Origin of the sequence: Couchioplanes azureus, from assembly GCF_014648355.1 — a bacterium.
GTDB classification, from domain to species: Bacteria; Actinomycetota; Actinomycetes; order Mycobacteriales; family Micromonosporaceae; genus Actinoplanes; species Actinoplanes azureus.
Map to the genome: position 1 here is coordinate 1,411,093 of NZ_BMQY01000001.1, position 24,604 is coordinate 1,435,696.

Consider the following 24,604-nt stretch of genomic DNA (forward strand, 5'->3'; position numbering starts at 1 on the left):
TTCCCTAGCTGGTTCGTCGAGGAAAGTGACGCGGAGGGCATGGCATGAAGTTCCGGGTGGAGCGAGACGCACTCGCCGACGCGGTGGCGTGGACGGCCAAGAGCCTCCCCAGCCGTCCGTCGGTGCCGGTTCTTGCCGGCGTCATGCTGCGCGTGACCGACGGCAGGCTGCACGTCTCCGGTTTCGACTACGAGGTCTCCAGCCAGGTGAGCGTGGAGGTGCAGGCCGACGCCGACGGTGCCGCGCTGGTCTCCGGCCGCCTGCTCGCCGAGATCACCAAGGCGCTGCCGGCCAAGCCGGTCGACATCGCCGCCGTCGGCTCGCACCTGGAGCTGGTGTGCGGCAGCGCCCGTTTCACCCTCCCGGTGATGCCCGTGGAGGACTATCCGACGCTGCCGGAGATGCCGTCGAGCGCCGGCACCGTCGACGCGCAGGCCTTCGCCGTCGCCGTGGCCCAGGTCGCGGTTGCGGCCGGCCGTGACGAGACGCTGCCGATGATGACCGGCGTCCGGATCGAGCTGAACGGCTCGACGATGGCGATGCTGGCGACCGACCGCTACCGGCTGGCCATGCGGGAGCTGGAGTGGAACCCGGACGACCCGGAGATCAGCCTCAACGCGCTGGTGCCGGCGAAGACCCTCAACGACACGGCCAAGGCCCTCGGCCCGATCGGTGGCGCGGTCACTCTCGCGCTCGCCCAGGGCAACGCCGGCGAGGGAATGATCGGCTTCGCGGGCGGGACCCGGCGCACGACCAGCCGCCTGCTCGACGGCGCCAACTACCCGCCGGTCCGCTCCCTGTTCCCGGCGAGCCACAACGCCGAGGCCCGGGTCGGGGTGGCCGCGCTGGTCGAGGTGGTCCGCCGCGTCGCCCTGGTCGCCGAGCGCACCACCCCCGTGCTGCTCAGCTTCGGCGAGGACGGCCTGGTGGTCGAGGCCGGCGGCACCGAGGAGGCGCGCGCCAGCGAGGCCATGGAGGCCACCTTCACCGGCGAGCCGCTGACCATCGGCTTCAACCCGCAGTACCTCATCGACGGCCTGCAGAATCTCGGTGCCCCGACCGCGGTGCTGTCGTTCGTCGACGCCTTCAAGCCCGCCGTGATCTCCCCCGCGACGGAAGAGGGCGAAATCGTGCCCGGATACCGCTATCTGATCATGCCTATCCGGGTAACGCGCTGATACTGGGCCAAGAGACACACACTTAGGGGGAATCATGCAGCTCGGCCTCATCGGTCTAGGCCGGATGGGCGGCAACATGCGCGACCGCCTGCGCGCCGCCGGTCAGGAAGTCGTCGGCTACGACCACCACAAGGAGACCACCGACGTCGCCAGCCTCACCGAGCTGGTCGAGAAGCTCGCCGCGCCCCGGGTGGTGTGGACCATGGTCCCCGCCGGCCAGATCACCGAGAACACGATCGACGAGCTGGCCGAGCTGCTCTCCGAGGGCGACATCGTCATCGACGGCGGCAACTCCAAGTTCACCGACGACGCGCCGCGGGCCGAGCGGCTCAAGACCAAGGGCATCCACTACCTCGACGTCGGCGTCTCCGGCGGTATCTGGGGCAACACCAACGGCTATGCGCTCATGGTCGGCGGCGACGCCGAGATCGTGGCGCACTGCCAGCCGATCTTCGACGCGCTGAAGCCGGCCGGCCAGTTCGGCTTCGCGCACGCCGGTCCGCACGGCGCGGGCCACTACGCCAAGATGGTCCACAACGGCATCGAGTACGGCCTGATGCACGCGTACGCCGAGGGCTACGAGATCCTCGAGGCCTCGGAGCTGGTCCAGAACGTCCCGGCCGTGATCAAGAGCTGGCGCGAGGGCTCGGTCGTCAAGTCCTGGCTGCTCGACCTGCTGGACCGCGCGCTCGACGAGGACCCGCAGCTGGCCAACCTCAGGGGCTACGCCGAGGACACCGGCGAGGGCCGCTGGACGGTCGACGAGGCCGTGCGTCTGGCCGTGCCCGCCAACGTGATCGCGGCGTCGCTCTTCGCCCGCTTCGCCTCCCGCCAGGAGGACTCGCCGGCCATGAAGGCCGTCGCCGCGCTGCGCAACCAGTTCGGCGGCCACGCCGTCAAGCGCTGATCCATGTACGTGCGCCGGGTCGAGCTGACCGATTTCCGTTCGTACGAGCGGGTGGCGGTCGACCTCGACCCGGGCGTCGCGGTGCTCGTCGGCCCGAACGGCATGGGCAAGACCAACCTCGTCGAGGCCCTGGGTTACGTGGCCACTCTGGACAGTCACCGGGTCGCCACCGACGCGCCGCTGGTCCGCGCCGGCGCCACCGCGGCGGTGATCCGGTGCGCGATCGTCCACGAAGGACGCGAGCTGCTGGTCGAGCTGGAGATCGTCCCCGGCAAGGCGAACCGGGCGCGGCTCAACCGTTCCCCCGTACGCCGGGCCCGGGAGGTCCTGGGCGCTCTGCGCATGGTGCTCTTCGCGCCGGAGGATCTCGAGCTGGTCCGCGGCGACCCGTCCGAGCGGCGCCGCTACCTCGACGAGCTGCTCGTGGCGCGCCAGCCGCGGTACGCCGGGGTCCGTGCCGACTACGACCGGGTGGTCAAGCAGCGCAACGCCCTGCTGCGGACGGCGTACCTGACGCGCAAGGTCGGTGGCACCCGAGGGCAGGACCTGTCCACGCTGGCGGTCTGGGACCAGCACCTGGCGCATCACGGCGCGGAACTGCTGGCCGGCCGGCTGGAGCTGGTCGCGGCGCTCGGCCCGCACCTGACGAAGGCGTACGACGCGGTGGCGGCCGGGCGGACGTCGGCGACCATCGCGTACGCGTCCCGCCTCGGCGACGGCCTGGCGCCGGACCGCCCGGCGCTGGAGGCGGCCCTGCTCGCCTCGCTCGCCGACCGGCGTCCGGCGGAGATCGAGCGCGGCGTGACCCTGGTCGGCCCGCACCGCGACGACCTCACGCTGATGCTCGGCGACCTTCCGGCCAAGGGGTACGCGAGCCACGGAGAGTCCTGGTCGTTCGCGCTGGCGCTGCGGCTGGCGGCGTACGACCTGCTCCGCACCGACGGCATCGAGCCCGTCCTGGTCCTCGACGACGTCTTCGCCGAGCTCGACGCGGGCCGCCGCGAGCGCCTCGCGACCCTGGTCTCGGACGCCACCCAGTTGCTGGTCACCTGCGCGGTGCCGGAGGATGTCCCGGCGGCCCTGCAGGGCGCCCGCTACGACGTCGGAGCTGGAACGGTGACCCGTGTCTGAGGAACCCGCCGAGAAGGGCGCAGCGGCCGCCTCAGGACCGGCGCAGGGCCAGACGGGTCCGCAGCTGGCCCGGGCGGTGCTCGACGCGGCCCTGGCGAAGCGCCGCGCCGCGCAACAGGCGCCGCGCCGCCGTACGGTCGCTTCGGAGGGGGAGGGCCGGCGCCTGCGCGGCTATTCGGGCCCCGGCCCGGACCCGCGCGATCCGCAGCTCTTCGGCGCGGTCCTCGAACGGATCATGAAGCAGCGCGGCTGGCAGAAGCCGAAGGCGGAGGCCACGGTCTTCGGCGCCTGGGAGAAGGTCGTCGGCCCGGAGATCGCCAAGCACAGCAACCCGGTCAAGCTCGACGGCGGCGTCCTGACGGTCGAGGCGGAGTCCACGGCCTGGGCCACGCAGCTGCGCCTGCTGGCCGCGACCCTGCTGCGCAACATCGCCGCCGAGGTCGGCCACAACGTCGTCACCAGGCTCAACATCCACGGCCCCGCGGCACCGTCGTGGAACCGCGGACCCCGCCGGGTCCAGGGTCGCGGCCCCCGCGACACCTACGGTTGAGCCGAGCTCGATCGCTCATGCGCCGCGGGAAGCGGCAGTTCGCTCCTCGCTGTCTCCATCAGTAGTCGGCGAAGACGGCGTAGCCGCGGTCGGCGCAGCGGCGGTAGAAGCCGGCCAGGATCGCCAGTTCGGTGCGGGCGAAGCTCCAGTGCGGCGCGTTGCCCGCGTCGTCGCGCAGGGCCGCCAGGCGCTGCTCCAGCCAGCGCAGCTGCTGCTCGGCGAGGCGTCCCGCGGCCACCGCCGCGCGCATCACCTCGGCCACGCTGTCGAAGGTCACCAGGTCCCCGTACGCCTGATGGCCCTCCACGAAGCGCTCCAGGCCGCCGGCGATCCAGGCGCAGCCGTCCGGGTCGATGACCGGGTCCTCGTCCTCGGCCGCGGCGTCGGTGGCGTAGAGGACGCCCTCCAGCCCGAGGAGCAGGTCCACGAGCTCGGTGTACGCGGTCGCCCGTACCGTGCCGGTCTTGGCGATGTGCAGGGCTAGCGCGCCGGTGGGCGCGGCGATGTCCGGCGCGTCCGCGACGGCGCCGAAGTCGACGAACTCCGCCGGGGCGACCGGGTCGTAGAACCGGTTCGTCCGTGGCCAGTGCACGGCGACGTTGTCCAGCCCCTTGTCGTGCGCCATGGGGCTCCCACCTCTCCTCGACTGCCGGGTGCGGAACGCCCGGCCTTGCACCGGCCCGCGCGGGCGAGGTTACGACACTCTCCTCCGCGGGCGTGAGGCAGTGTCGCGGCGCGGTGTGAGGCAGTGTCGCAGCGCGTGGCGCCGCGGGGGAGCCGGCGCGCTCCCGTGGGTGTCCGCCGGATGGTGCACCATTGCGCGGAGGGCTCTAGCCGTGTAGGGGGACTCGTGGGGATGGCCCTCCGGGGCGCTACGGCAATCTGAGGCGCCCGTACGGGGGTGCCGGACCCTCGATAACTCGCTCGGACGGAGTAGAATCGCTGGAGACCGGGAAAGTGCGACACGTGCCGAACTCCCCACCGCGGCGAGCCCTCGTCACGCTACGCGTTTTTTCCAGCCGATCACGATCCGCGGGACGACCGCGGCGACCGGCGCGCTCGGCTCCACCGGTGGTCCGCCTCGTTCTCGCGGCTCGCTCGTCCGTGGTCCGCCCTGCCCGCCGGCTGCCCGTACGTTCCCGCCAACCCCGTGACCGGGCCCGTCCGGGACCGGTGCGAGAAAGTGGCCGAGGGTGGCAGAGAAGAAGCAGGAATACGGTGCCGAGTCCATCACCGTGCTCGAAGGCCTCGAGGCGGTTCGCAAGCGTCCCGGTATGTACATCGGTTCGACCGGCGAGCGGGGTTTGCACCACCTGGTCTGGGAGGTTGTGGACAACGCGGTCGACGAGGCACTCGCGGGGCACTGCGACACCATCGACGTGGTCCTGCTGGCCGACGGCGGCGTCTCGGTCACCGACAACGGCCGTGGCTTCCCGGTCGACCTGCACCCGAAGCTGAAGAAGCCGGGCGTCGAGGTCGCGCTGACCGTCCTGCACGCGGGCGGCAAGTTCGACGGCAAGGCGTACGCGGTCTCCGGCGGTCTGCACGGCGTCGGCGTCTCCGTGGTGAACGCGCTGTCCACCCGGATGGCCGTGGAGATCCACAAGTCGGGCAACGTCTACCGGCAGAAGTACACCGCCTCCAAGCCGGGCCCGCTGGAGAAGGGCGAGCCGACCGACACCACCGGTTCGACCGTCCAGTTCTGGCCCGACCCGACGATCTTCGAGACGGTCGAGTTCGACTTCCAGACGATCTACCGCCGGATCCAGGAGATGGCCTTCCTCAACAAGGGACTGACCATCAACCTCGTCGACGAGCGCCCCGAATCGCTCGACGAGCAGGGCGAACCCCGCCGGGTCACCTTCATGTACGAGCACGGCATCGCGGACTTCGTCCGGCACCTGAACCACACCAAGTCGCCGATCCACAAGTCCGTGATCGAGTTCGACGCCGAGGCGCCGGAGGACGGCATGGCCCTCGAGATCGCGATGCAGTGGAACGAGTCGTACGGCGAGTCGGTCTACACCTTCGCCAATACGATCAACACCCACGAGGGCGGCACCCACGAGGAGGGCTTCCGGGCCGCGCTGACGAACACCGTCAACCGGTACGGCGCCGAGAAGAAGCTGCTCAAGAGCGACGAGAAGCTCTCCGGCGAGGACATCCGCGAGGGTCTCGCCGCGATCATCTCGGTGAAGCTGGCGAACCCGCAGTTCGAGGGCCAGACCAAGACCAAGCTCGGCAACACCGACATGAAGAGCTTCGTGCAGAAGATCGCCAACGAGCGGATCGCGGACTGGTTCGACCGCAACCCCGCCGAGGCCAAGATGATCATCACGAAGGCCTCCCAGGCGGCCCGGGCCCGCATCGCCGCGCAGCAGGCCCGCAAGCTGGCCCGGCGCAAGTCGCTGCTGGAGTCCGGGTCGATGCCCGGCAAGCTGGCCGACTGCCAGTCCACCGACCCGCGGGTCTCGGAGCTGTTCATCGTCGAGGGCGACTCGGCCGGCGGCTCGGCCAAGCAGGGCCGCGACAGCCAGATCCAGGCGATCCTGCCGATCCGCGGCAAGATCCTCAACGTGGAGAAGGCCCGGATCGACCGGGTGCTGAAGAACAACGAGGTCCAGTCGCTGATCACGGCGCTGGGCACCGGCATCCACGACGACTTCGACATCGCCAAGCTGCGCTATCACAAGATCGTGCTGATGGCCGACGCGGACGTGGACGGCCAGCACATCCAGACGCTGCTGCTGACCCTGCTGTTCCGCTTCATGCGGCCGCTGGTCGAGGTGGGTCACGTCTACCTGGCCGCCCCGCCGCTCTACAAGATCAAGTGGAACAAGCGCGGTGACGATGCGCAGTACGCGTACTCCGACCGTGAGCGTGACGGCCTGATCGCGCTGCGTCAGCAGAAGAAGCCGAACGCCAAGCCGGACGACATCCAGCGCTTCAAGGGTCTCGGCGAGATGAACTTCCGCGAGCTGTGGGACACGACCATGGACCCGGCCACCCGCACGCTGCGCCAGGTGACCCTGGACGACGCCGCCACGGCGGACGAGCTGTTCAGCGTGCTCATGGGTGAGGACGTGGAGGCCCGCCGCTCGTTCATCCAGCGCAACGCCAAGGACGTGCGCTTCCTGGACATCTGACCCGAGGGTCGGCGGCGCTCCACAGGGCCGCTCACCTCGGGTTATGCACAGCGTTCCACTGCTTTCCACAGCGTTATCCACAGCGAAATGCGTAGCTCGGACCCGTTTGTCGGGTTCGACCGTAAGTAAGGGTTAACTGTGACGGATACTCCCGAGAACCCCGCCGAGGAGCCGCAGCACGACACCGGCGGCGGCGTGGGCCAGCGCGTCGAGCCGGTCGGCCTCGAGGTCGAGATGCAGCGCTCGTACCTCGACTACGCGATGAGCGTGATCGTCGGCCGCGCGCTGCCGGACGTCCGCGACGGCCTCAAGCCGGTGCACCGCAAGATCCTCTACGCGATGTACGACTCGGGCTTCCGCCCGGACCGGGGCTACGTCAAGTGCGCCCGGGTCGTCGGCGACGTCATGGGCAACTACCACCCGCACGGCGACTCGTCGATCTACGACGCCCTCGTCCGGATGGGGCAGCCGTGGTCGCTGCGCTACCCGCTGATCGACGGCAACGGCAACTTCGGCTCGCCGGGCAACGACCCGCCGGCCGCCATGCGGTACACCGAGTCGAAGCTCTCGCCGCTCGCCATGGAGATGCTGCGGGACATCGACGAGGACACCGTCGACATGCAGGACAACTACGACGGCCGGGCCAAGGAGCCCACGATCCTGCCGGCGCGGTTCCCCAACCTGCTCGTCAACGGCTCCGAGGGCATCGCGGTCGGCATGGCCACCAAGATCCCGCCGCACAACCTGCGCGAGATCGCCGCGGCCGTGCAGTGGTGCCTCGACAACCCGGAGGCCGACGAGGCCACGACGCTCGACGCGCTGCTGGAGATCGTCAAGGGTCCCGACTTCCCGACCAAGGGCCTGATCGTCGGCCAGTCGGCGATTCAGGACGCCTACCGCACCGGCCGGGGCTCGATCCGGATGCGGGCCGTGGTCGAGGTCGAGGAGGACCAGCGCGGCCGGCCCTGCCTCGTCGTGACCGAGCTGCCGTACCAGGTCAACCCCGACAACCTCGCCGAGCGCGTCGCGGAGCTGGTCAAGGAGGGCAAGCTCACCGGGATCGCCGACATCCGGGACGAGTCGTCCGGGCGTACGGGCATGCGCTTGATCTTGGTCCTCAAGCGCGACGCGGTCGCGAAGGTCGTGCTGAACAACCTCTACAAGCACACCCAGCTCCAGGAGACGTTCGGCGCCAACATGCTGGCGCTGGTCGACGGCGTGCCCCGCACGCTCAACCTGGCGCAGTTCATCCGTTACTACGTCGAGCACCAGATCGAGGTCATCCGCCGGCGGACCGCGTTCCGCCTGCGCAAGGCCGAGGAGCGCGCGCACATCCTGCGCGGCCTGGTCAAGGCCCTCGACATGCTGGACGAGGTCATCGCCCTGATCCGGCGCTCGCCGACCGTCGAGGACGCCCGGCAGGGCCTCATCCAGCTGCTCGAGATCGACCAGGTGCAGTCCCAGGCGATCCTCGACATGCAGCTGCGGCGCCTCGCCGCCCTCGAGCGGCAGAAGATCATCGACGAGCTCGCGAGCATCGAGGTCGAGATCGCCGACCTCAAGGACATCCTCGCCAAGCCGGAGCGGCAGCGGGCGATCGTCTCCGAGGAGCTCGCCGAGATCGTCAGCCGCTTCGGCGACGACCGGCGCACCCAGATCATCCCGTTCGACGGCGAGGTCTCGATGGAGGACCTCATCGCGCGCGAGGACGTTGTGGTGACGATCACAAGGACCGGGTACGCCAAGCGCACCAAGGTCGACCTCTACCGCTCGCAGAAGCGTGGCGGCAAGGGCGTGAGCGGCGCATCCCTGCGTCAGGACGACATCGTCAGCCACTTCTTCGTCATCTCGACCCACTCGTGGATCCTGTTCTTCACGAACAAGGGCCGGGTCTACCGCGCGAAGGCGTACGAGCTGCCCGAGGCCAACCGCGTGGCCAAGGGCCAGCACGTCGCCAACCTGCTCGCCTTCCAGCCCGACGAGCACATCGCCCAGGTCATCCAGATTCCGAACTATCAGGTGGAGCCGTACCTTGTGCTCGCCACCAAGAATGGTCTCGTGAAGAAGACCCGCCTCGAGGAATTTGACTCCAACCGCAGCGGTGGCATCATCGCCATCAACCTGCGGGAGGATGACGAGTTGGTGGGTGCCGCGCTGGCCGCGCCGGAGAACGACCTGCTCCTGGTCTCGAAGAAGGCCCAGGCGATCCGGTTCAACGCGACCGACGAGGCGCTGCGGCCGATGGGCCGGGCCACCTCCGGCGTGATCGGCATGCGCTTCGGCGACAACGACGAGCTGCTCGCGATGGAGGTGGTACGCGAGGGCATGGACGTTTTGGTCGCCACCGACGGCGGGTATGCCAAGCGGACGCCGATCGAGGAGTACCCCGTACAGGGGCGGGGCGGTAAGGGCGTACTGACCGCGAAGATCACGGAGCGTCGTGGTGGTCTGGTCGGAGCGCTGGTGATCAGCCCTGAGGATGAGCTGTTTGCCATCACCAGCAATGGTGGTGTGATCCGGACTCCCGTGAAGCCTGTACGGCGCACGCGGGATCGGAACACAATGGGGGTCAAGCTGATGGACCTCCCAGAAGGTGTAACCATCGTGGCGCTTGCTCGTAATGCCGACGAGCCTGACGAACAGGACTAGTTGATGCCGGAGACACAGGCGAAGTCGGGAGGTTCGGGGGCCTCGGCGACTCCCGTCGATGAGGAGCCGAAGAAGGACGGCGCCGCATCGAACGGGCGGGACGCCGCAGGCCGCGCCGCGGTCCCCGCGGAATCCCCGTCCCCGCCGAAGTTCACCCGCGCCCCGGGCATGCCCCCGCCGCCGGGCGAACCGAGCGCCGACGGCGACGGCCAGGCCGACGGCAACCGGCCGGCCGCACCCGCCGTGGCAAAGGGCTCGGCGAAGGGCTCGGCGAAGGGCTCGGCCACCGTGCCCATCGTCACCAAGGGCAAGGGCGGCGGCGCTCCGGCACAGCCGGCCCAGTCCGGCCGCGCGGGAGTGACTCCGCCCCCGGCCAAGCCCGCCACGGTCCCGCAGCGCCCCGCCGGCACGGCCGCCAAGGGCACGACCGCCCCCACGACGGGCGCCGGCGCCGCCGCCGGCACCGCGCCCGCCGCCGGCGCCGCCGCGGTCGGCGCGGCCCGGGTCTCCGAGGCGGTCCGCACGGCACGCTCGCCCGTCACGTCGGCCGCCCGCGGCCCGCGCCGGGCCCGGCTGAACCTCAAGCGGATCGACCCGTGGTCCGTGATGAAGTTCGCCTTCGCCGTCTCCATAGTGCTGTTCATCGTCGTGGTGGTGGCCACCTCGGTGCTCTACCTGGCCCTCGACGCCATGGGCGTGTGGAAAGAGGTGAACACCAGCCTGCAGAGCCTGGTGAACGCCAGCGGCGGCACCGGCGCCAGCAGCGGCGGCTTCCGCATCACGGCCTGGGGCGTCATCGGCACGTCGATGCTCATCGGCGCGGTCAACGTGGTGCTCTTCACCGCACTGGCCACCCTGGGAGCGTTCATCTACAACGTCTGCGCCGACCTGGTGGGCGGCGTCGAGCTGACACTCGCCGAACGGGACTGACCGGACACGTACGCACGCAACGGCCGCCACCCTCCGGGGAGGCGGCCGTTCGCATTGCTCCGGAGCGCTCCGCCGTGCCCTGCCGCGCTCTGCTGTGCCGCGCCGTGCCGTGCCGTGCTCTGCTGTGCCGCGCCGTGCTCTGCTCCGGCGCGCCGTGCTCTGCTGTGCCGTGCCGTGCCGTGCTCTGCCGTGCCGTGCCGTGCTGTGCCGTGCCGCGCCGTGCTCTGCTGTGCCGCGCCGTGCTCTGCTGTGCCGGGTCCGGACAGCGGCCCCAGCCGGGTGCTGATTACCTCACCGCGTTTCGCTGTGCTGCCTTACGTCCTGCCGTGCTGCGTCGCCGAACCGCGCCCCGCCCTTGCTGCGACTTCCCCGGTCCTGCGCTGCCCGCCTTGCCGTGTCCCGCATCGTGGCGCCCCGCCTTGCCGCGCATGGCCTTGCCGCGCCCGGCCCTACAGTGCCCCGCCCTGCACCGCCCGGCCTTGCCGTGCCTGCCCTGCTGAGCCTCGTCCCGGCGCCGCGTGGCGCAGGGATCGCTGGCCCTCGGTGATCGAAACACCGGAATCGGCGCGGCGGACGCCCCCGATTTGGGCGACCGGAGGCGGGTACGGTAACCTTCGTGTCGCTGTCACGGGGCTATAGCTCAGTCGGTTAGAGCGCAGAGCTGATAACTCTGAGGTCGCTGGTTCGATTCCAGCTAGCCCCACCGTGCACGTCCTCCGCCGCAGATCAAAGGGGACCCGGCAATGCTGAAGAAGCTCCTGATCGTCGCCGGCATCGTCGGCGCAGCCGCACTGGTCGTCAAGAGGGTCAAGGCCTCCAGCGACGAGCGTGCCCTCTGGCACGAGGCCACCACGGCGCCCGACCTGCGCTGACCCCTGCAGTTCCGGGGGCCCTAGCTCAACTGGCAGAGCACCGCCTTTGCAAGGCGGGGGTTAGGGGTTCAAGTCCCCTGGGCTCCACTTTTCAAGCCTGTGACCAGGTGAAACGCATCTCCAAGGTCATCGGCGACACATCCGGGACACATCATCAGATGTCCCACCGGCCTGCCGCAGCCGACTTTAGCGCGTCACCGACGATCCCCCCACGGCGTTCCCGGCGCGGCCAGAAGTGCACGTAGGTCTCCAAGGTGATCTGCAAGGTCGAGTGCCGCAGCGCCCGCTGAACCTCCTTCGGATCCGCGTGATTCGTGATCAGCGTGGTGGCGAAGAAGTGCCGCAGCGCGTGGAAGCCGCTGTGCTGCGCGTCCTCCGGCCACCCCGCCGCGCGACGCCACTTGATCCACTCCGCCGACCACGTACGGTCCGTGAACGGGTTGCCATGCACGGTGGTAAACAGCAGCGGCACCTTGCGGCGGACCGGGCTACCGGACGTGATGTCCAACATCTCGATCTCGACCGGCGGATAGTTCGCCACGTGATACGCCAGGCCGGCGGCGACCATCGGGTCCAGGTCCACGGTGCTCGCGGCGGAGTCGAACGTGCGTACGCCCTTGGGCAGGCTCAGGTAGAACCCGCCGTACTCGCGCGGTGCGTACCGCAGTTGCTGAACGACATGCAGCTCCTCGTTCTCGGCGTCGAGGCACCGCGTGCCCTGCTCGACACCGAGCGCTTCACTGATCCGCAGCCCTTGGCCGGCGCCCAGCCACAGCAGGCCGTGGTAGCGCTCGGGCACCTTGTCGAAGAGCCGGAGCACGTCGTCCCGCTGAGGTACCCACTTCGGGGCACGGCTCAGCCCGCGGAAGACCTGGGACAGCTTGATCCCGTCACACGGGTTGTCCTCGATCACCTTGTCCCGGACCGCCGCGGCCATGATGGCGTCGAACAGCTCGAAGTACAGCCGGAGACGACCCAGGCGAAGCCGAGCAGACCTGCCCCTGGGCGCCAAGGTCGTACGTCCGGTAGGGCGCTCCACCTTGGCGCCCAGGGGCAAGCCCGCTCCACGGTGTGTGGGTCGACGGTGGACGGGATGGCAGCGAGGCGAAGTGGCTCTCTCCGCAGAGAAGCTGTCTTCCAACCGCGCACTTGCTCTGCTTAGAGCGGGGGCCGATGCGACCTCTCCGCCGCTACTTCCGTCTTCGTAGCACCGTGACTCCGAGCAGGGTCCCGGCCAGTACGCCGACGGCCAGCGCGACATGCGTGACCTGTTTGGCCGCGCAATCCTGGTACGCCAGGAATTGGTACGGAGGCTCGCCCGGGGGGTTGCTCCATCGGCTCACGTCCACGACGAAGGCGTTGCCGCAGAAGCGGGGGGTGGGATGGTCGCCTCCACCGACCCCGCTGCTGATCGGCCAGATCAGTAGCAGCGCCACTACGACTGCACCGAACGCCGCCACCGGCACCGGGCGTATCCACCGTGCCCACCCGCTAAGCCCGTCATCCATGCGTGTCCCCGTCCTGCATAGGTGGTAGGGGACTTTATCGGCAGGATGCAACCAGCCGTTCTCCTAGATCATCCCATGAAGTAGATGTCGCGCTTGTGCAGCCAGTCGTAACCACCAAGAGTCCAGTGGATCTTTACCTTGTCGATGGTCTCGTCGACCACTTGACCCGCATTGGTGCGGCTCGCCGTCGCGGAGGCGTGCCATTCCGCCGACGAGATCCTGCGGCGCAACCGTCTCCAGGCCGCTCTGCCCCGGCAGGGCAGCCCGACGGCCTTTCCGCAAATCCCATCGGCACAGAACCGCCCCTGTCCCGCGGAAAGCAAGGATCCCCGGCGCGGGCCTGTCGCCCTGCCCGGTTGTCGTGGACGGCGCACGCGGCGGAACCCGGCTTCGCGCGTTGTCCGCGCCGCCGCGGTCCTGCTGCCTACGCGGCCGTCGTTGTGGGCGTCTGCGCGGTCGTGCTGAATCGGCGCGGTGCCGCGGCGACGGCCGCTCCGTCCGGGCGTCCGAGCGCAGAGAGGTGGAATCAGCAATATGCAGAGCTGCCTCCGGGCATATCCGAATATTGCAAGTAGGCAAGGTTCGACTCCGAGATCCAGCCCTTCTTGTCAGTGCCGGCCACTCTCACGTACCACCAATTGTTGCCGTAGTTGTTCCTTTTGGAGCACTGGAACCAGACCTTTTCGCCGCCGCGGACGACACCGACATTCTGGCATTCCGAGAAGTAGCCACCCTTGAGATTCCAGGTGCCCGGCTTCATGAGCCCCCACCCCTCGCCGTTCGCCTTCGGAGTTCCGATGCAGTGGGTCGGTCCGGCCGCGGATGCAGGCTGGGCCATGGCGACGCCGACTCCAGCGGTAAGCAATACCGCAGCAATCCCTGCGCGCATGGCTCCGATAACAGACAAACGCATCCTGTGACTCCGTCCCTGCGGGCCGAGTGCCCGCATAATGGTCCTTCGGTTCGACCGTCGCGGGTGCCGTGACAACCGGCGGCGGTGTGCCCGCCACGCTGCTGCAGCAAGTGATCGGCCGCAACGAGGAGGGCGTCGTAACCATAGCGGGCATGGTCGATGCCCTTTCCTTTGCCCTACAGAGCGAGGGAAAGCGCAAGAAGCTGCCAGCCGCAGCTACTGGGTGGGGACCCTGCGTGATGGAAGCTGGCGTTGCGCCTGCTCGGAATAGTTGTCTTCGCTTGATCCTTTGCACCGAGACAAAGAAGCCGAGGCGTGGGCCCACCACGTCCACGACCCCCATTCAGCCCGCCTCGCCGACGCCGTCGACGGCACGCCTCCCAGGCTTGTTAGGGTCCGCGCGTGGGAGCTATCAAGCCGTGGCACATCATGTTGCTGCTCGTCGCCTTCGCCGCCGTGCTGGTCGTCGCGGGCCTACTCGTTCACGCACTTCGCCAGCGCAAGTGACAAGCCGAGTGCCGCGCGGTGTCTGACGCCGGTGTTGGGCGGCGACGACTTCCTGCCTCCTTCTGCGGTGCTTGGCGTGGCGGGAGACTGGTCGGCGGCCCGACCGGCCGCTGCCCTAGCGATGAAGCCAGGCAAGCAGGTCCCTCGGTGCCAGTTCGGCCGCTCGCTGCTCGTAGTGAGCGAACTCCTCGTCGGTCAGCAACTCGCGTCCGCCGCCCGAGCCGCCGCGACGGAAGAACGCAGTGCGGTCCTTCATGATGCCGACCGGATCGGGGGCCAGCCGGTCCGCCCGGGCCCGCATCTGAGCGAACCCGGCGGCCTCGACCAGAAGGGGCCAGCGCTCCTCCGGCACCTCGATGCCGAGCCGGTTCGCGAGCCGGCGCATCTCGCCCTCGAGGTCGTTCATCAGGTCCGCGTAGTGCACCAGGACGACGTCCGGCACGCCGATGCGGCCGCCGCCACCACCGTTGTTGTCATCACCGAGGACGTTGTCGCTGAGGACACCGCGGGTCAGTCCGCCGTTGCCGTTGCCGTTGCCAGCGCCGTTGCCGTGGCCGCCCGTCTCCATCTCCGCGCCTGTCCCCGTGTCGTTGCCCGGACTGCCTGTGCCCGCACCGGTCCCCGTGCCCGTGCCGGCGCCCACGCCCGCGGCGCCGTTCCCGTGGCCGCCCGTCCCCGCTTCCGCGCCGTGGCCGCCCGTCGCGGCCCGCGCGCCCGTGGCGGCGCCGTTGGTGCGGTGCCAGGCGTCGGTGAGGTGCCACATCACGCCGGGGAGGGAGTCGAGGGCGTCTGCCGGTGGGACGTCACGGTTGATCCACGCGATCAGGGCGTCGCGGAGGGAGCGGGGCGGTGCGGTGCTAGCGGCCGGGGCGGGTTGGCCCAGGAGCTCCGCAATGCGGGCCCGGTCGAGGTTGTCGCCCTGGTGGAAGAGGGACACCGCCATGTCGAGCGGGTGCCTGGCCACCACGACGTACGTGGCGCGGGGGTCGAGCGGGATGCCGTCGAGCGGGGTGTGGGTCTTGATGAAGCGGCGGTGACGCTGGGCTTCCAGGCGGGCGTACACCTCGTCGCGGGGCAGGACGAGCCAGTCCAGCCAGGGGGACAGCTCCGACAGCGGGGCAGGCAGGTCGGGGTCCTGGAAGATCAGCAGGGCGCAGATCATCTGTGCCCACGTGGTGCCGCTCTTCGATCTGGTGCTGATCACGATGTCGCCCTCGCGGAACGGGAAACCGTCCCAGCGGGCGCTGTCCTCGTCGGGGGAGCGGTAGCGCATTCCGGTCAACTTAGAAGAACCGGCACCGCGTTGCCAGCGAAAATCGGCGCGTCGAGGTCGTGCGGGATCCGTCGGGCCAGCCGTCCTTTCCGAGTGGGATCGTGTTGGCGTGAGTAGCCTTCATTCGTGAGTGGACGGAGACGGGCCGCGGCCATCATCGTCCGGGATGGGCGCGTACTGATGGTGCATGAGCGGAGTCGGCGCGACGGGGGCCGGGAGTGGTGGACGCTGCCCGGGGGTGGGATCGACCCCGGGGAGACGGCGGAGGATGCGGTACGCCGCGAGGTGCTCGAGGAAGTGGGCCTCGTGGTGAAGGAGGCCCGCTACCTGCAGGACTTCCCCTATCCCTCGGGGATGACCTCGGTATTCGCCTGCACCGTCGGCGACGGGGAGCCGGAGCTGGGGCCGCACGTGACCGGGCCGGAGCCGGTCGGGCTGGACTGGATACCGCTGCCGGATGTCGGTCCCGGCGATGCCGCTCTCGTCCCCGTCTTCCCGATGATCGTGGCTGTACGGCTGGAGTAGACAAGCCGCTGGTCCCGATTGCGCCCTTGGCCCGGGGAGTCGTTGGTCGGGGCTGGGCCGTTGGCCGGAGAGCCGTTGGTCGAGGTTGTGCCCGTTGGCCGGGAGTCGTTGGTCGGGGCTGGGCCCTTGACCGCGGGAGCCGTTGGTCGAGGTTGTGCCCGTTGGCCGGGAGTCGTTGGTCGGGAGCTGCGCCGTTGGCCTGGGAACCACGGGCGGTATCACCGAGGGAGCCGGAGCGCGGTAGCCACGTGACGTCGGTCTGGGAGCTGGACGCGGTGGCAGCATCGCCAGCTGCGGAGAACGCCCATGGTGGGACCAGGGCCGACGTGGGGGAGCTCAGCCGTGTTCGGCCGCCGCCCGAACCTCGGCGGCCGGTGTGGCCATACGGGTGATCGTGCGGCGGCGTTCCGTGACGAAGTACGCGGCGCTGAGGGCGTACCCGAGGGAAAGCAGCAGGCCGACGGCTCGGACCGAAAGTGGCATCGCGGCCAGGACCGTGCCGGCCAGGGCGACCACCGACCAGGCCATCAGCAGGATGGCGTTGACCGTGTCCGGGGCGGTCCAGCTCACGGTGAGCCGGCGCGCCTGACGCTGGATCTCGGTCAGGAGTGCGTGGCCCAGGCCGGCGGCCAGCAGGCCGAGCAGGATGGTGGAGAAGATCGAATGCGCGCCGCCGGCTACGGCGGCGATGGCTGTGCCTCCGACGAGTACGGCGAGGCCGCTGACGGTGCCCACCCGTGCGCCGCGTCTCTCCCTCACACCCCCTGACGGTCGGCAAGATCACGCAATCGCTGAGCCGGACGGGGACTTTCCGGATCTGCGGAACCCTCGGGTACGCCGGAGGCTGGCCCCGAAATGGTCGCTGCCGCGATGGTGTCGCCGGCGGCGTGGGAGGTGTCCGGAACGCGACGGATGGTGTCCACGGGGTTTGCGGCGCGGCTGCATGTCCCGGTGACGCTGGTGGTTAGGCCGCCGGCTTCCGGGCAGGATGACAGGCGTGATGGGAACTCTGAAGCTGGAACCCGCGATCTCCCGGCTCGACCTGCTCGCCCCGCCGGTCGCGGCGGCGCTCGAGGTGTGGCCCGCGGAGGCGCCCATCGACGGTGACCACGTGCTGGTCGCGCCGATCGATGCGGAACTGGCGGACACCGCCGCGTTCTGCGAGGCGTACGGGGTCGGGCTCGAGCAGTCGGCCAACTGTGTGATCGTGGCCGGCCGGCGCGGCGACGTGACCCGCTACGCGGCGTGTGTCGTGCTGGCCACGACCCGGGCCGACGTCAACGGGCTCGTGCGGCGGCAGTTGGACGTCCGCAAGGCCAGCTTCGCGCCCATGGAGGAGGCGGTGCGGCTGACCGGCATGGAGTACGGCGGCATCACCCCGATCGGGTTGCCGAAGGACTGGCCGGTGCTGGTGGATGCCCGGGTGGTCGCCATGCCCCACGTCATCGTCGGGTCGGGGGTGCGGCACAGCAAGATCGCCATCGCGGGGCCGGCGCTGGGCGCGCTGCCCGGGGCTGAGGTGATGGAAGGGCTTGCGCGGGAGGTCTAGTCGCTGCCGGGGTGGTGAGGGACTCTCGTGCGGGAGATCTCGTGCCGGGTGGGCGCACCGCGACGAGCCAGGCGCGCTTCCTAGGTGGTGGAGGGCCTCGCCCGGTGGTCTGGTCGCTCCCGGGGTGTTATTGGCTGGACGGTCGCGGGCGCGGGTGATTGCCTCGGCGGGTGCAGATTCGGGCCATGCGTGTCGACGATCTAGAGACCGTGCGGGGCATCGAGTCCCGGGCCGGGGCCCTCTTCCACGACGTCGGCATGTCGGACATCGCGGCCCATCCGGCGCCGTCCGCGGACGTCCTGGCGCGGTTCGTGCACGCCGGCAGGGGCTGGGTGGTGGCCGGGGACGCCGACGTGCCGGTCGCCTACGTGCTTGTCGAGCTGGTGGACGGGCTTGCACACATCGAGCAGGTCAGCGTCGACCCTCCGTACGCCAGGAAAGGTCTGGGTCGCGACTTGATCGACCACGTGGCTCGTTGGGCGGCGGCTGACGGTCTTCCGGCCCTGACCCTGACGACGTTTCGCGCCGTGCCGTGGAACGGGCCGTACTACTCACGGCTGGGCTTCGTGGAGGTGGCCGCGCAGGAGCGGGGGCCGGAGCTGGCGCGCTTGATGGCTCGGGAGGCCGAGCACGGGCTGGATCCGGTGGAACGGATCTCCATGTGCCGGCCCGTGTGAGAGCGTCCGGGCCGCGTGGGGCTCTTGTTTCACGTGGAACGTCATCGAGTGGCGTCGACGCCCTCGCGGCGGGCGATCTCCTCCAGAGCTGACTGGAGGACCGGCGCCTCCTGGGCTCCCTGCACCACGTACTTCCGGTCGATCACGAACGTCGGCACGCTGGTGATGCCGAGGTCGCGCGCCTCCGCGAGGTCGGCGTTGACCGCATCCGTACCCGCCGGAGACGCCAGGTAGTCGAGTGCGGCCCGCTCGTCCAGCCCGACGGACCCCGCCAGGCGCGCGAGGGTCGCGTGCGAACCGATGTCCTCCCCCTCGGCGAAGTGCGCCCGCTGCAGCGTCTCGATCATCATGAGCTGCAGGTCCTGCCCGGCGGCCCACGCGATGAGCCGATGCGCGTCGAAGGTATTGGCGTTGATCGCCCGGTCGAAGTCGAGGGTCAGGCCGTCACCCGCGGCCACCGCGGTCACGTGGGCGAACATCTCCTCGGCCCGCTGCACCCCGCCGAACTTGGCGGCGAGGGCCTGCTTGAGCGGCACCGGCTCGGGAACCGGGGACGGATCCAGCTGGTACGCACGGAAAGCGACGGTCACTTCACCCCCGAAGCCCCGCATCGCCGCCTCGAGCCGGTGCTTGCCCAGGTAGCACCACGGGCAGATGACGTCGGACCACACCTCGATGTTCACGCGCGGGTTCCCTCCTGCTCGCGGATCTGGCGCTTGAGCCTGGCGAGGATCGCGGTACCACCGCGGATCCGCAACGGGCTGATCGCCGTCGCGAGCCCCATCCGGCTGTAGAGATCGTCCGGAACGGCCAGGATCTCCGAGGCCGAGGCGCCTTCCAGTCCTTCCGCCAGGATGCCGGCGAACGCCCGCGTCGTCGGCGCCTCGGGCGGACAGTCGAACCAGACCCGCACGGTGTCGTCCGGCTGCACCTCGGCACGCAGGAAGAACGGGGTCTGGCACTCCGGCACCTGCTCCATGCCCTCGTGCGCCTTGAGCTCTTCGGGCAGCGGCGGCACAGCATCGGAAAACTCCAACAGCATTTCGAGTACGACCTCACGCGGCGCGGAGGCGAACTCGTCGACGATGTCGGCCAGCTTCGCAGGCATGTCACTCACGGTTGCGACCCTACGCGCCGGGAACCGCTCCTGCCGGTCCGGCCGACTCATCCCCGCGACGCGCGAGGGCCGGTGCTGGAAGCCTGAGCGGTCATCGCCGGACGTGCGGAGGTTGTCGTCCAGAGGCAGGTAGGCGATATGCGGGCGGCGCAAACGGGGACCTGGCCGGAGCGATCCGGGGGATCGCGGCGCCGCCGGGCGGGGCCGCTGGGGTTGCGGTGCGGCCGAGGTTGCGGGGCGCCCGTGGTCGCGATGCCGCCGGGGTGGCGGAGCGGCCGAGGTTGCGGGCGGCAGGGGGTGCCCGGGACGCGGGGCTGCCGGGCGACCTGTGGGCGGGGCAACCGGGAAGCCGCGGGGCAACAGTGACCGGCCCGGACGATCTGCCGGCGAGGCAACCAGGAAGCCGCGCGGGAGCGGCGGAGTCGCTGCGGTCCGGGCGCTCCGGGGCCGCAGTGGGGCGGTGCCGGGTCGCGGGGTCGGCTCAGGCCGGGGTCGAGGTGGGCATGAGGGCGGCGTCGCTGAGGCTGATGATGCCGACCACCTTGCGGTCGGCGTCGCAGACCAGAAGCCGCCGCACTCCTCGTTCCCTCATCGCCTGGACCGCGTCCTCCACAGTGGCCGACTGCTCCACCATGATGAGCTCGAGCGACGCGATCGACGCCAAGGTCGTCGTGCGAGGCGGGAGACCCTCCGCGATGGCCCGCACCACGATGTCGCGATCCGTGACCAGGCCGGCCATCGTCGGTCCGTTGGTCACCACCACGTCGCCGATGCCCTGGTCCCGCATGACCTGCGCCGCCTCGTCGAGCGTCGTGTCGCCCGGCAGGTAGACGACCTTCCTGGTCATCACGTCCGCCACTGCCGTCCTAGCCATGGCTGTACCTCCCCGCGTTCCTCCCCGCCCGTCACGCAGGCGGGTACCCGGCCGTCGCACCGATTACACCCCCGCGGGCCTGCGCCCGAACACCCTGATCTCACCCTGAAAGTCGCGCCGGCCGATCCTCACTGAAGCGGTATCGGCCGCCCCACGCTCGCCTCCCGCCGGCGTGCGATGCGATCGAGTGCGCTTCTCACCACTGCAGGGAACGTCCAGGCGGCCGCCAACGTGCCGGCTGAGCGCCGTCGCGGTCGCCGGCCCGTCGGCGGCGACAGCCTTGCGGCGGTCGCCGGCCGCGGGGCCGTGGCGGTCGACGATCCGTTGGTCACCTCCGCGAGAGAGCGTCGGCTACTTCCGCGAGCGGGAGGTCGCGGCGTTCGCCCGTGCGGCGGTCGCGCAGTTCCGCGTACCCGTCGGATAGGCGGCGGCCGACCACGACGCAGCGGGGGATGCCGATCAGCTCGGCGTCGGTGAACTTCACGCCGGCCGAGACGTTGCGGCGGTCGTCGGCCAGCACCCGCAGGCCCGCTGCGGCCAGCTCTGCGGCGAGGGTCAGGGCCGCCTCGATCTGGCCCTCCTTGCCCGCGCCGACGATGTGCACGTCCGCCGGGGCCACCTCGTCGGGCCAGACGATTCCGCGGTCGTCGTGGTGCTGCTCGGCGATCGCGGCCACGGCGCGGGAGACGCCGATGCCGTAGGAGCCCATGGTCGGGCGCACCGGCTTGCCGTCGGCGCCGAGGACGTCGACCTTGAAGACGTCGGTGTAGCGGCGGCCGAGCTGGAAGATGTGCGCGATCTCGATGCCGCGGCGCATGGTGAGCTCGCCACTGCCGCACTGGGGGCACGGGTCGCCGGCCCGGACCTCGGCCGCCTCGATCGTGCCGTCGGGGGTGAAGTCGCGGCCGGCGACCACCGAGGTGGCGTGGCGGCCGCGCTCGTTGGCGCCGGTCAGCCAGGCCGTGCCGGGCGCGACGCGGGGGTCGGCGAGGTAGCGGGCCTTGATGCCCTGGGGGCCGATGTAGCCGCGGACCAGGTCGGGGCGCGCGGCGAAGTCGTCGAACATGGTGACGGTGGCCGGGCTCAGCACCGCCTCCAGCCGCTTGAGGTCCACCTCGCGGTCGCCGGGGATGCCGATGACGAGGAGCTCGTCCTCCTTGCCCGGGTGGTGGACCGTCACCACGACGTTCTTGAGGGCGTCGGCGGCCGTCCAATCCGTGCGGCCGTCGAGGGCACGGGCGTTGGCGAGGTCGACCAGCGAGGCGATCGTCGGGGTGTCGGGCGTGTCGTGCACGGTCAGCGGGCCGTGCTCGCGGTCGTCGGCGGGAGGCGCCGGGGTGACCACGGCCTCCGTGTTCGCCGCGTAGTCGCACGCGGTGCAGCCGACGAAGGTGTCCTCGCCGACCTCGGCCGCGGCCAGGAACTCCTCCGAGACGGAGCCGCCCATGGCGCCCGACATGGCGGAGACGACGGTGTGCTCCAGCCCGAGGCGTTCGAAGATGCGCTGGTAGGCCGCGCGATGCTTCCCGTACGCCTCGATCAGTCCCTGGTCGGAGAGGTCGAACGAGTAGGCGTCCTTCATCAGGAACTCCCGCCCCCGCAGCAGCCCGGCGCGCGGCCGCGCCTCGTCGCGGAACTTCGTCTGCACCTGGAAGAGGATCAGCGGGAAGTCGCGATAGGAGCTGGTCATGTCCTGCACGAGCAGCGTGAACATCTCTTCGTGCGTGGGTGCGAGCAGGTGGTCCGCGCCGCGCCGGTCCTTCAGCGTGAAGATGCCGTCGCCGTATTCGGCCCAGCGGCCGCTGAGGTCGTATGCCTCGCGCGGCAGGAGCGACGGGAAGCCGACCTCCTGCCCGCCGATGGCGGACATCTCCTCGCGGATGACTCGCGTCACCTGGTCGAGCACCATCTTGCCGAGCGGCAGCCACGTGTAACCGCCCGGCGCGGCGCGCCGGATGTAACCGGCACGCAGGAGGAGCCGATGACTCGGCACCTCGGCCTCGACCGGCTCCTCGCGGAGGGTCTTGAGCAGCATCGTGGACATTCGCAGGACCATGCCGGTGATGGTAGGGAGCCGGTCCGACCGAAACACCCGGTTATCCACAGGCGCGTCGATGTCGCCATCGTCACGTCCCATCCGACGGCCCGCAATGGAAAACTCGGTGGGTCCGGCCAGGAAGCAGGCGTGAGGAGGCCCCATGACCTGGAAGAACTTCGTCGCGATGGGTGACAGCTTCACCGAGGGCATGGATGACAGCTACCCCGACGGCACCTATCGCGGGTGGGCCGACCTGGTGGCCGCGCGCCTGGCCGTCGAGGCCGGCCCCGATTTCGGGTACGCGAACCTCGCCGTGCGCGGCAAGCTCCTCGACCAGATCGTCGGTGAGCAACTCGAGCCCGCCCTCGCGATGCGACCGAGCCTCGTCAGCCTCGCCGCGGGCGGCAACGACGTGCTGCGCCGCAAGGTGGATCCCTGGGCGCTGGTGGAGAAGATCGACTCTGTGGTCGCCCGGGTGCGCGCGACCGGCGCCGACGTGATCCTCTTCCGGTTCGCCGACGTCACCGCGACCCTTCCCGGGCAGCGCATCGTCGGCCCCCGCGCCGCCGTGCTCAACGACGGCGTCGGGCAGGTCGCCGAGCGCCACGGCGCCCACCTCATCGATCTGTACGCGGACAAGACCTTCCACAACCCGGTCATGTGGAGCGCCGACCGCCTGCACATGTCGGCCGCCGGGCATCGCCGCGTCGCCGGGCACGTCCTGAAGACGCTCGGCGTGGGCGTCAAGGAGGAGTGGCTGCTCGTGCCGCCGATGCCGGCGCCCACCCCGTGGCTGCTGGCCCGCGGCGCCGACCTGCGCTGGGCCGGGCAGCACCTGGCGCCCTGGATCAAGCGGCGGCTGGCCGGTGCCTCGTCGGGCGACACCGTCACGGCGAAGCGTCCCGAGCTCGCCCCCGTCGAGGCGATAGCGTGAGCGCCATGTCCGTTGCGAACGACCCGGCGCCGTCCCTGCAGGCGTACGCCCATCCCGACAAGCTGGTCACCACCGAGTGGCTCGCCGCGCACCTCGACACCCCGGGCCTGGTGATCGTCGAGTCGGACGAGGACGTGCTGCTCTACGACACCGGGCACATCCCGGGCGCGGTGAAGGTCGACTGGCATCTCGAGCTGAACGACCAGCTGACCCGCGACTACCTCGATCCGGCGGCCTTCGCGGCGCTCTGCGAGGCCAAGGGCATCGGCCGGGACGACACGATCGTGTTCTACGGCGACAACTTCAACTGGTGGGCCGCGTACGCCCTCTGGGTCTTCAGCCTCTTCGGGCACCGCGACATCCGGCTGCTCGACGGCGGCCGGCAGAAGTGGGTGGCCGAGGGCCGTGAGATCACCCGGGAGAAGACGGTACGGCCGCCCGCGACGTACCCGGTGCCGGTCCGGGAGGACGGTCCGATCCGCGCCTTCCGCGACCAGGTCATGGGACACATCTCGGCCGGGCGTCCCCTGGTCGACGTCCGCTCCCCGCAGGAATACACGGGTGAGCTGACCCACATGGAGGCCTACCCGCAGGAGGGCGCGCTCCGCGGGGGCCACATCCCGGGCGCCGTCAGCAAGCCGTGGAAGTCGGCGGCCAACGAGGACGGCACCTTCAAGCCCGCCGACGAGCTCGCCAAGATCTACCGCGACGAGCTGGGACTGGAGAGCGGCGACGACATCATCGCCTACTGCCGGATCGGCGAGCGGTCGAGCCACACCTGGTTCGTACTCCACCATCTGCTCGGCTATCCCCAGGTCCGCAACTACGACGGTTCGTGGACGGAGTGGGGCAACCTGGTGCGCGCGCCGATCGCCAAGGGATCGGAGCCCGGCGGCCTCACCTGATCCGCCGATCCGCTCAACCCGACCCGGCCGAGCAGAGGGGACGGGGCGCACCCGCTGCCTCCGGGGTAGGCCGAGAGTTCCCGGGACCTCCGCGGCAGGCCCGAGGGTGCAGGGGCCGTCGGGGCGGTTCCGAGGGTTCTATGGGCGGTGGGGCGTAGGCCGAAAGCTCCATGGGCCCTCCGGGGGGCAGTCCCGAGGGTTCGATGGGCGGTCGGGTAGGCCGAGGGTTTCTGGGGCCGTCGGGGTGGGCCGAGGGTGCGGGGGAGGGTGGCGAGGTCGCGGCCGGAATTGACCACGTCGCGCACCCGGGGATGGGGCCTTCGGCCTCGGCGTCGTGCCGGGGACCCTACGACGCCGTGCGGGAAGGTCGCCTCAACGCCCGTGCCCAATGGCGCCCTCAAACGCCCGGCCGAGGCGCCTC

The 24,604-nt window shown here is 70.3% G+C and carries 24 protein-coding genes and 2 tRNA genes; 15 read left to right on the forward strand and 11 right to left on the reverse strand.

Going from position 1 to position 24,604, the window contains the following annotated elements; translation table 11 throughout:
* Positions 1-44: 44 nt before the first annotated feature.
* The 4 genes from dnaN to IEY99_RS06490 are packed head-to-tail and all read left to right on the forward strand — an operon-like array spanning position 45 to position 3,766.
* Positions 45-1,178 carry a DNA polymerase III subunit beta gene (gene dnaN / locus IEY99_RS06475; RefSeq protein ID WP_189200162.1) on the forward strand — a complete coding sequence of 378 codons (1,134 nt, stop codon included), beginning with the start codon at positions 45-47 and terminating at the stop codon, positions 1,176-1,178.
* 34 nt (positions 1,179-1,212) lie between these two features.
* A complete protein-coding gene (gene gnd, locus IEY99_RS06480; protein ID WP_189200164.1) occupies positions 1,213-2,085 on the forward strand; it encodes a phosphogluconate dehydrogenase (NAD(+)-dependent, decarboxylating) in 873 nt (290 codons plus the stop codon).
* A gap of 3 nt (positions 2,086-2,088) precedes the next feature.
* Positions 2,089-3,216, forward strand: coding sequence for a DNA replication/repair protein RecF (gene recF / locus IEY99_RS06485; protein WP_189200165.1), 1,128 nt, complete (start codon positions 2,089-2,091; stop codon positions 3,214-3,216).
* A complete protein-coding gene (locus tag IEY99_RS06490; RefSeq protein WP_189200167.1) occupies positions 3,209-3,766 on the forward strand; it encodes a DciA family protein in 558 nt (185 codons plus the stop codon). Before recF ends, IEY99_RS06490 begins: the two co-directional genes overlap by 8 nt.
* 58 nt (positions 3,767-3,824) lie before the next feature.
* Here IEY99_RS06490 and IEY99_RS06495 read toward each other — a convergent pair whose 3' ends face one another.
* Positions 3,825-4,391 carry a hypothetical protein gene (locus IEY99_RS06495; RefSeq protein ID WP_189200170.1) on the reverse strand — a complete coding sequence of 189 codons (567 nt, stop codon included), beginning with the start codon at positions 4,389-4,391 and terminating at the stop codon, positions 3,825-3,827.
* A gap of 568 nt (positions 4,392-4,959) precedes the next feature.
* Between IEY99_RS06495 and gyrB the strand changes: the two genes are divergently transcribed.
* From gyrB to IEY99_RS06520, 6 genes are all read left to right on the forward strand, one after another.
* Complete coding sequence (gene gyrB, locus IEY99_RS06500; RefSeq protein WP_189200172.1) at positions 4,960-6,912, forward strand: DNA topoisomerase (ATP-hydrolyzing) subunit B; 1,953 nt, start codon at positions 4,960-4,962, stop codon at positions 6,910-6,912.
* Between the two features lie 138 nt (positions 6,913-7,050).
* Positions 7,051-9,561, forward strand: a complete 2,511-nt coding sequence (gene gyrA / locus IEY99_RS06505) for a DNA gyrase subunit A (protein WP_189200174.1) — start codon at positions 7,051-7,053, stop codon at positions 9,559-9,561.
* A 3-nt stretch (positions 9,562-9,564) separates the two neighbouring features.
* Entirely contained in the window at positions 9,565-10,491 is a 927-nt protein-coding gene (locus IEY99_RS06510; protein WP_189200176.1) for a DUF3566 domain-containing protein, read from the forward strand.
* 629 nt (positions 10,492-11,120) lie between these two features.
* Positions 11,121-11,194: transfer RNA gene (locus IEY99_RS06515), tRNA-Ile, on the forward strand.
* Positions 11,195-11,234: 40 nt separating this feature from the next.
* A complete protein-coding gene (locus IEY99_RS34040; protein ID WP_211277715.1) occupies positions 11,235-11,363 on the forward strand; it encodes a DLW-39 family protein in 129 nt (42 codons plus the stop codon).
* Between the two features lie 14 nt (positions 11,364-11,377).
* Positions 11,378-11,450, forward strand: a tRNA-Ala gene (locus tag IEY99_RS06520).
* Between the two features lie 67 nt (positions 11,451-11,517).
* Here IEY99_RS06520 and IEY99_RS06525 read toward each other — a convergent pair.
* From IEY99_RS06525 to IEY99_RS34045, 5 genes are all read right to left on the reverse strand, one after another.
* Complete coding sequence (locus IEY99_RS06525) at positions 11,518-12,300, reverse strand: tyrosine-type recombinase/integrase (protein WP_229798174.1); 783 nt, start codon at positions 12,298-12,300, stop codon at positions 11,518-11,520.
* Positions 12,301-12,553: 253 nt separating this feature from the next.
* On the reverse strand, positions 12,554-12,799 hold the full coding sequence (locus tag IEY99_RS06530; RefSeq protein WP_189200178.1) for a hypothetical protein: 246 nt from the start codon (positions 12,797-12,799) through the stop codon (positions 12,554-12,556).
* A 140-nt stretch (positions 12,800-12,939) separates the two neighbouring features.
* The gene (locus IEY99_RS06535) at positions 12,940-13,101 is read right to left on the reverse strand and encodes a hypothetical protein (RefSeq protein WP_189200180.1); all 162 of its coding nucleotides are present in this window, start codon (positions 13,099-13,101) and stop codon (positions 12,940-12,942) included.
* A 296-nt stretch (positions 13,102-13,397) separates the two neighbouring features.
* Positions 13,398-13,784, reverse strand: a complete 387-nt coding sequence (locus tag IEY99_RS06540; protein ID WP_189200182.1) for a hypothetical protein — start codon at positions 13,782-13,784, stop codon at positions 13,398-13,400.
* Between the two features lie 622 nt (positions 13,785-14,406).
* Entirely contained in the window at positions 14,407-15,564 is a 1,158-nt protein-coding gene (locus tag IEY99_RS34045; RefSeq protein WP_229798176.1) for a sulfotransferase domain-containing protein, read from the reverse strand.
* A 126-nt stretch (positions 15,565-15,690) separates the two neighbouring features.
* Here IEY99_RS34045 and IEY99_RS06555 point away from each other — a divergent pair, with 126 nt between their 5' ends.
* Positions 15,691-16,089, forward strand: a complete 399-nt coding sequence (locus IEY99_RS06555; protein ID WP_189200184.1) for an NUDIX domain-containing protein — start codon at positions 15,691-15,693, stop codon at positions 16,087-16,089.
* A 336-nt stretch (positions 16,090-16,425) separates the two neighbouring features.
* Here IEY99_RS06555 and IEY99_RS06560 read toward each other — a convergent pair whose 3' ends face one another.
* A complete protein-coding gene (locus IEY99_RS06560; protein WP_189200186.1) occupies positions 16,426-16,848 on the reverse strand; it encodes a hypothetical protein in 423 nt (140 codons plus the stop codon).
* A 241-nt stretch (positions 16,849-17,089) separates the two neighbouring features.
* Between IEY99_RS06560 and IEY99_RS06565 the strand changes: the two genes are divergently transcribed.
* Both IEY99_RS06565 and IEY99_RS06570 read left to right on the forward strand, forming a co-directional pair.
* Positions 17,090-17,638: a YbaK/EbsC family protein gene (locus tag IEY99_RS06565; protein ID WP_189200724.1), complete on the forward strand. Its 549-nt coding sequence runs from the start codon at positions 17,090-17,092 to the stop codon at positions 17,636-17,638.
* A 185-nt stretch (positions 17,639-17,823) separates the two neighbouring features.
* Positions 17,824-18,315 (forward strand): GNAT family N-acetyltransferase, encoded by a 492-nt coding sequence (locus tag IEY99_RS06570; protein ID WP_189200188.1) that lies wholly within the window; start codon positions 17,824-17,826, stop codon positions 18,313-18,315.
* Between the two features lie 41 nt (positions 18,316-18,356).
* On the opposite strand, the gene IEY99_RS06575 is transcribed toward IEY99_RS06570, so the two are convergent.
* From IEY99_RS06575 to IEY99_RS06590, 4 genes are all read right to left on the reverse strand, one after another.
* Positions 18,357-18,998: a DsbA family oxidoreductase gene (locus IEY99_RS06575; protein WP_189200190.1), complete on the reverse strand. Its 642-nt coding sequence runs from the start codon at positions 18,996-18,998 to the stop codon at positions 18,357-18,359.
* Positions 18,995-19,423, reverse strand: coding sequence for a SufE family protein (locus IEY99_RS06580; RefSeq protein WP_373293292.1), 429 nt, complete (start codon positions 19,421-19,423; stop codon positions 18,995-18,997). The genes IEY99_RS06575 and IEY99_RS06580 overlap by 4 nt, the downstream gene beginning before the upstream one ends.
* A gap of 490 nt (positions 19,424-19,913) precedes the next feature.
* Positions 19,914-20,306 carry a CBS domain-containing protein gene (locus tag IEY99_RS06585; protein WP_189200194.1) on the reverse strand — a complete coding sequence of 131 codons (393 nt, stop codon included), beginning with the start codon at positions 20,304-20,306 and terminating at the stop codon, positions 19,914-19,916.
* 328 nt (positions 20,307-20,634) lie between these two features.
* Complete coding sequence (locus tag IEY99_RS06590) at positions 20,635-22,362, reverse strand: proline--tRNA ligase (protein ID WP_189200196.1); 1,728 nt, start codon at positions 22,360-22,362, stop codon at positions 20,635-20,637.
* A 142-nt stretch (positions 22,363-22,504) separates the two neighbouring features.
* On the opposite strand from IEY99_RS06590, the gene IEY99_RS06595 reads away from it, so the two are divergent.
* The gene (locus IEY99_RS06595) at positions 22,505-23,278 is read left to right on the forward strand and encodes an SGNH/GDSL hydrolase family protein (protein WP_189200198.1); all 774 of its coding nucleotides are present in this window, start codon (positions 22,505-22,507) and stop codon (positions 23,276-23,278) included.
* 5 nt (positions 23,279-23,283) lie between these two features.
* Positions 23,284-24,183, forward strand: a complete 900-nt coding sequence (locus tag IEY99_RS06600; RefSeq protein ID WP_189200200.1) for a sulfurtransferase — start codon at positions 23,284-23,286, stop codon at positions 24,181-24,183.
* The last annotated feature ends 421 nt before the right edge of the window (positions 24,184-24,604 follow it).

Coding starts and splice junctions, on each gene's coding strand:
- IEY99_RS06595 (WP_189200198.1), top strand. CDS start 22,505: ATGACCTGGAAGAACTTCGTCGCGATGGGTGACAGCTTCACCGAGGGC.
- IEY99_RS06585 (WP_189200194.1), bottom strand. CDS start 20,306: ATGGCTAGGACGGCAGTGGCGGACGTGATGACCAGGAAGGTCGTCTAC.
- IEY99_RS06525 (WP_229798174.1), bottom strand. CDS start 12,300: ATGGCCGCGGCGGTCCGGGACAAGGTGATCGAGGACAACCCGTGTGAC.
- gnd (WP_189200164.1), top strand. CDS start 1,213: ATGCAGCTCGGCCTCATCGGTCTAGGCCGGATGGGCGGCAACATGCGC.
- IEY99_RS06580 (WP_373293292.1), bottom strand. CDS start 19,423: ATGCCTGCGAAGCTGGCCGACATCGTCGACGAGTTCGCCTCCGCGCCG.
- IEY99_RS06600 (WP_189200200.1), top strand. CDS start 23,284: ATGTCCGTTGCGAACGACCCGGCGCCGTCCCTGCAGGCGTACGCCCAT.
- IEY99_RS06510 (WP_189200176.1), top strand. CDS start 9,565: ATGCCGGAGACACAGGCGAAGTCGGGAGGTTCGGGGGCCTCGGCGACT.
- IEY99_RS34040 (WP_211277715.1), top strand. CDS start 11,235: ATGCTGAAGAAGCTCCTGATCGTCGCCGGCATCGTCGGCGCAGCCGCA.
- recF (WP_189200165.1), top strand. CDS start 2,089: ATGTACGTGCGCCGGGTCGAGCTGACCGATTTCCGTTCGTACGAGCGG.
- IEY99_RS06495 (WP_189200170.1), bottom strand. CDS start 4,391: ATGGCGCACGACAAGGGGCTGGACAACGTCGCCGTGCACTGGCCACGG.
- IEY99_RS06540 (WP_189200182.1), bottom strand. CDS start 13,784: ATGCGTTTGTCTGTTATCGGAGCCATGCGCGCAGGGATTGCTGCGGTA.
- IEY99_RS34045 (WP_229798176.1), bottom strand. CDS start 15,564: ATGCGCTACCGCTCCCCCGACGAGGACAGCGCCCGCTGGGACGGTTTC.
- IEY99_RS06590 (WP_189200196.1), bottom strand. CDS start 22,362: ATGGTCCTGCGAATGTCCACGATGCTGCTCAAGACCCTCCGCGAGGAG.
- IEY99_RS06565 (WP_189200724.1), top strand. CDS start 17,090: ATGGGAACTCTGAAGCTGGAACCCGCGATCTCCCGGCTCGACCTGCTC.
- dnaN (WP_189200162.1), top strand. CDS start 45: ATGAAGTTCCGGGTGGAGCGAGACGCACTCGCCGACGCGGTGGCGTGG.
- IEY99_RS06570 (WP_189200188.1), top strand. CDS start 17,824: ATGCGTGTCGACGATCTAGAGACCGTGCGGGGCATCGAGTCCCGGGCC.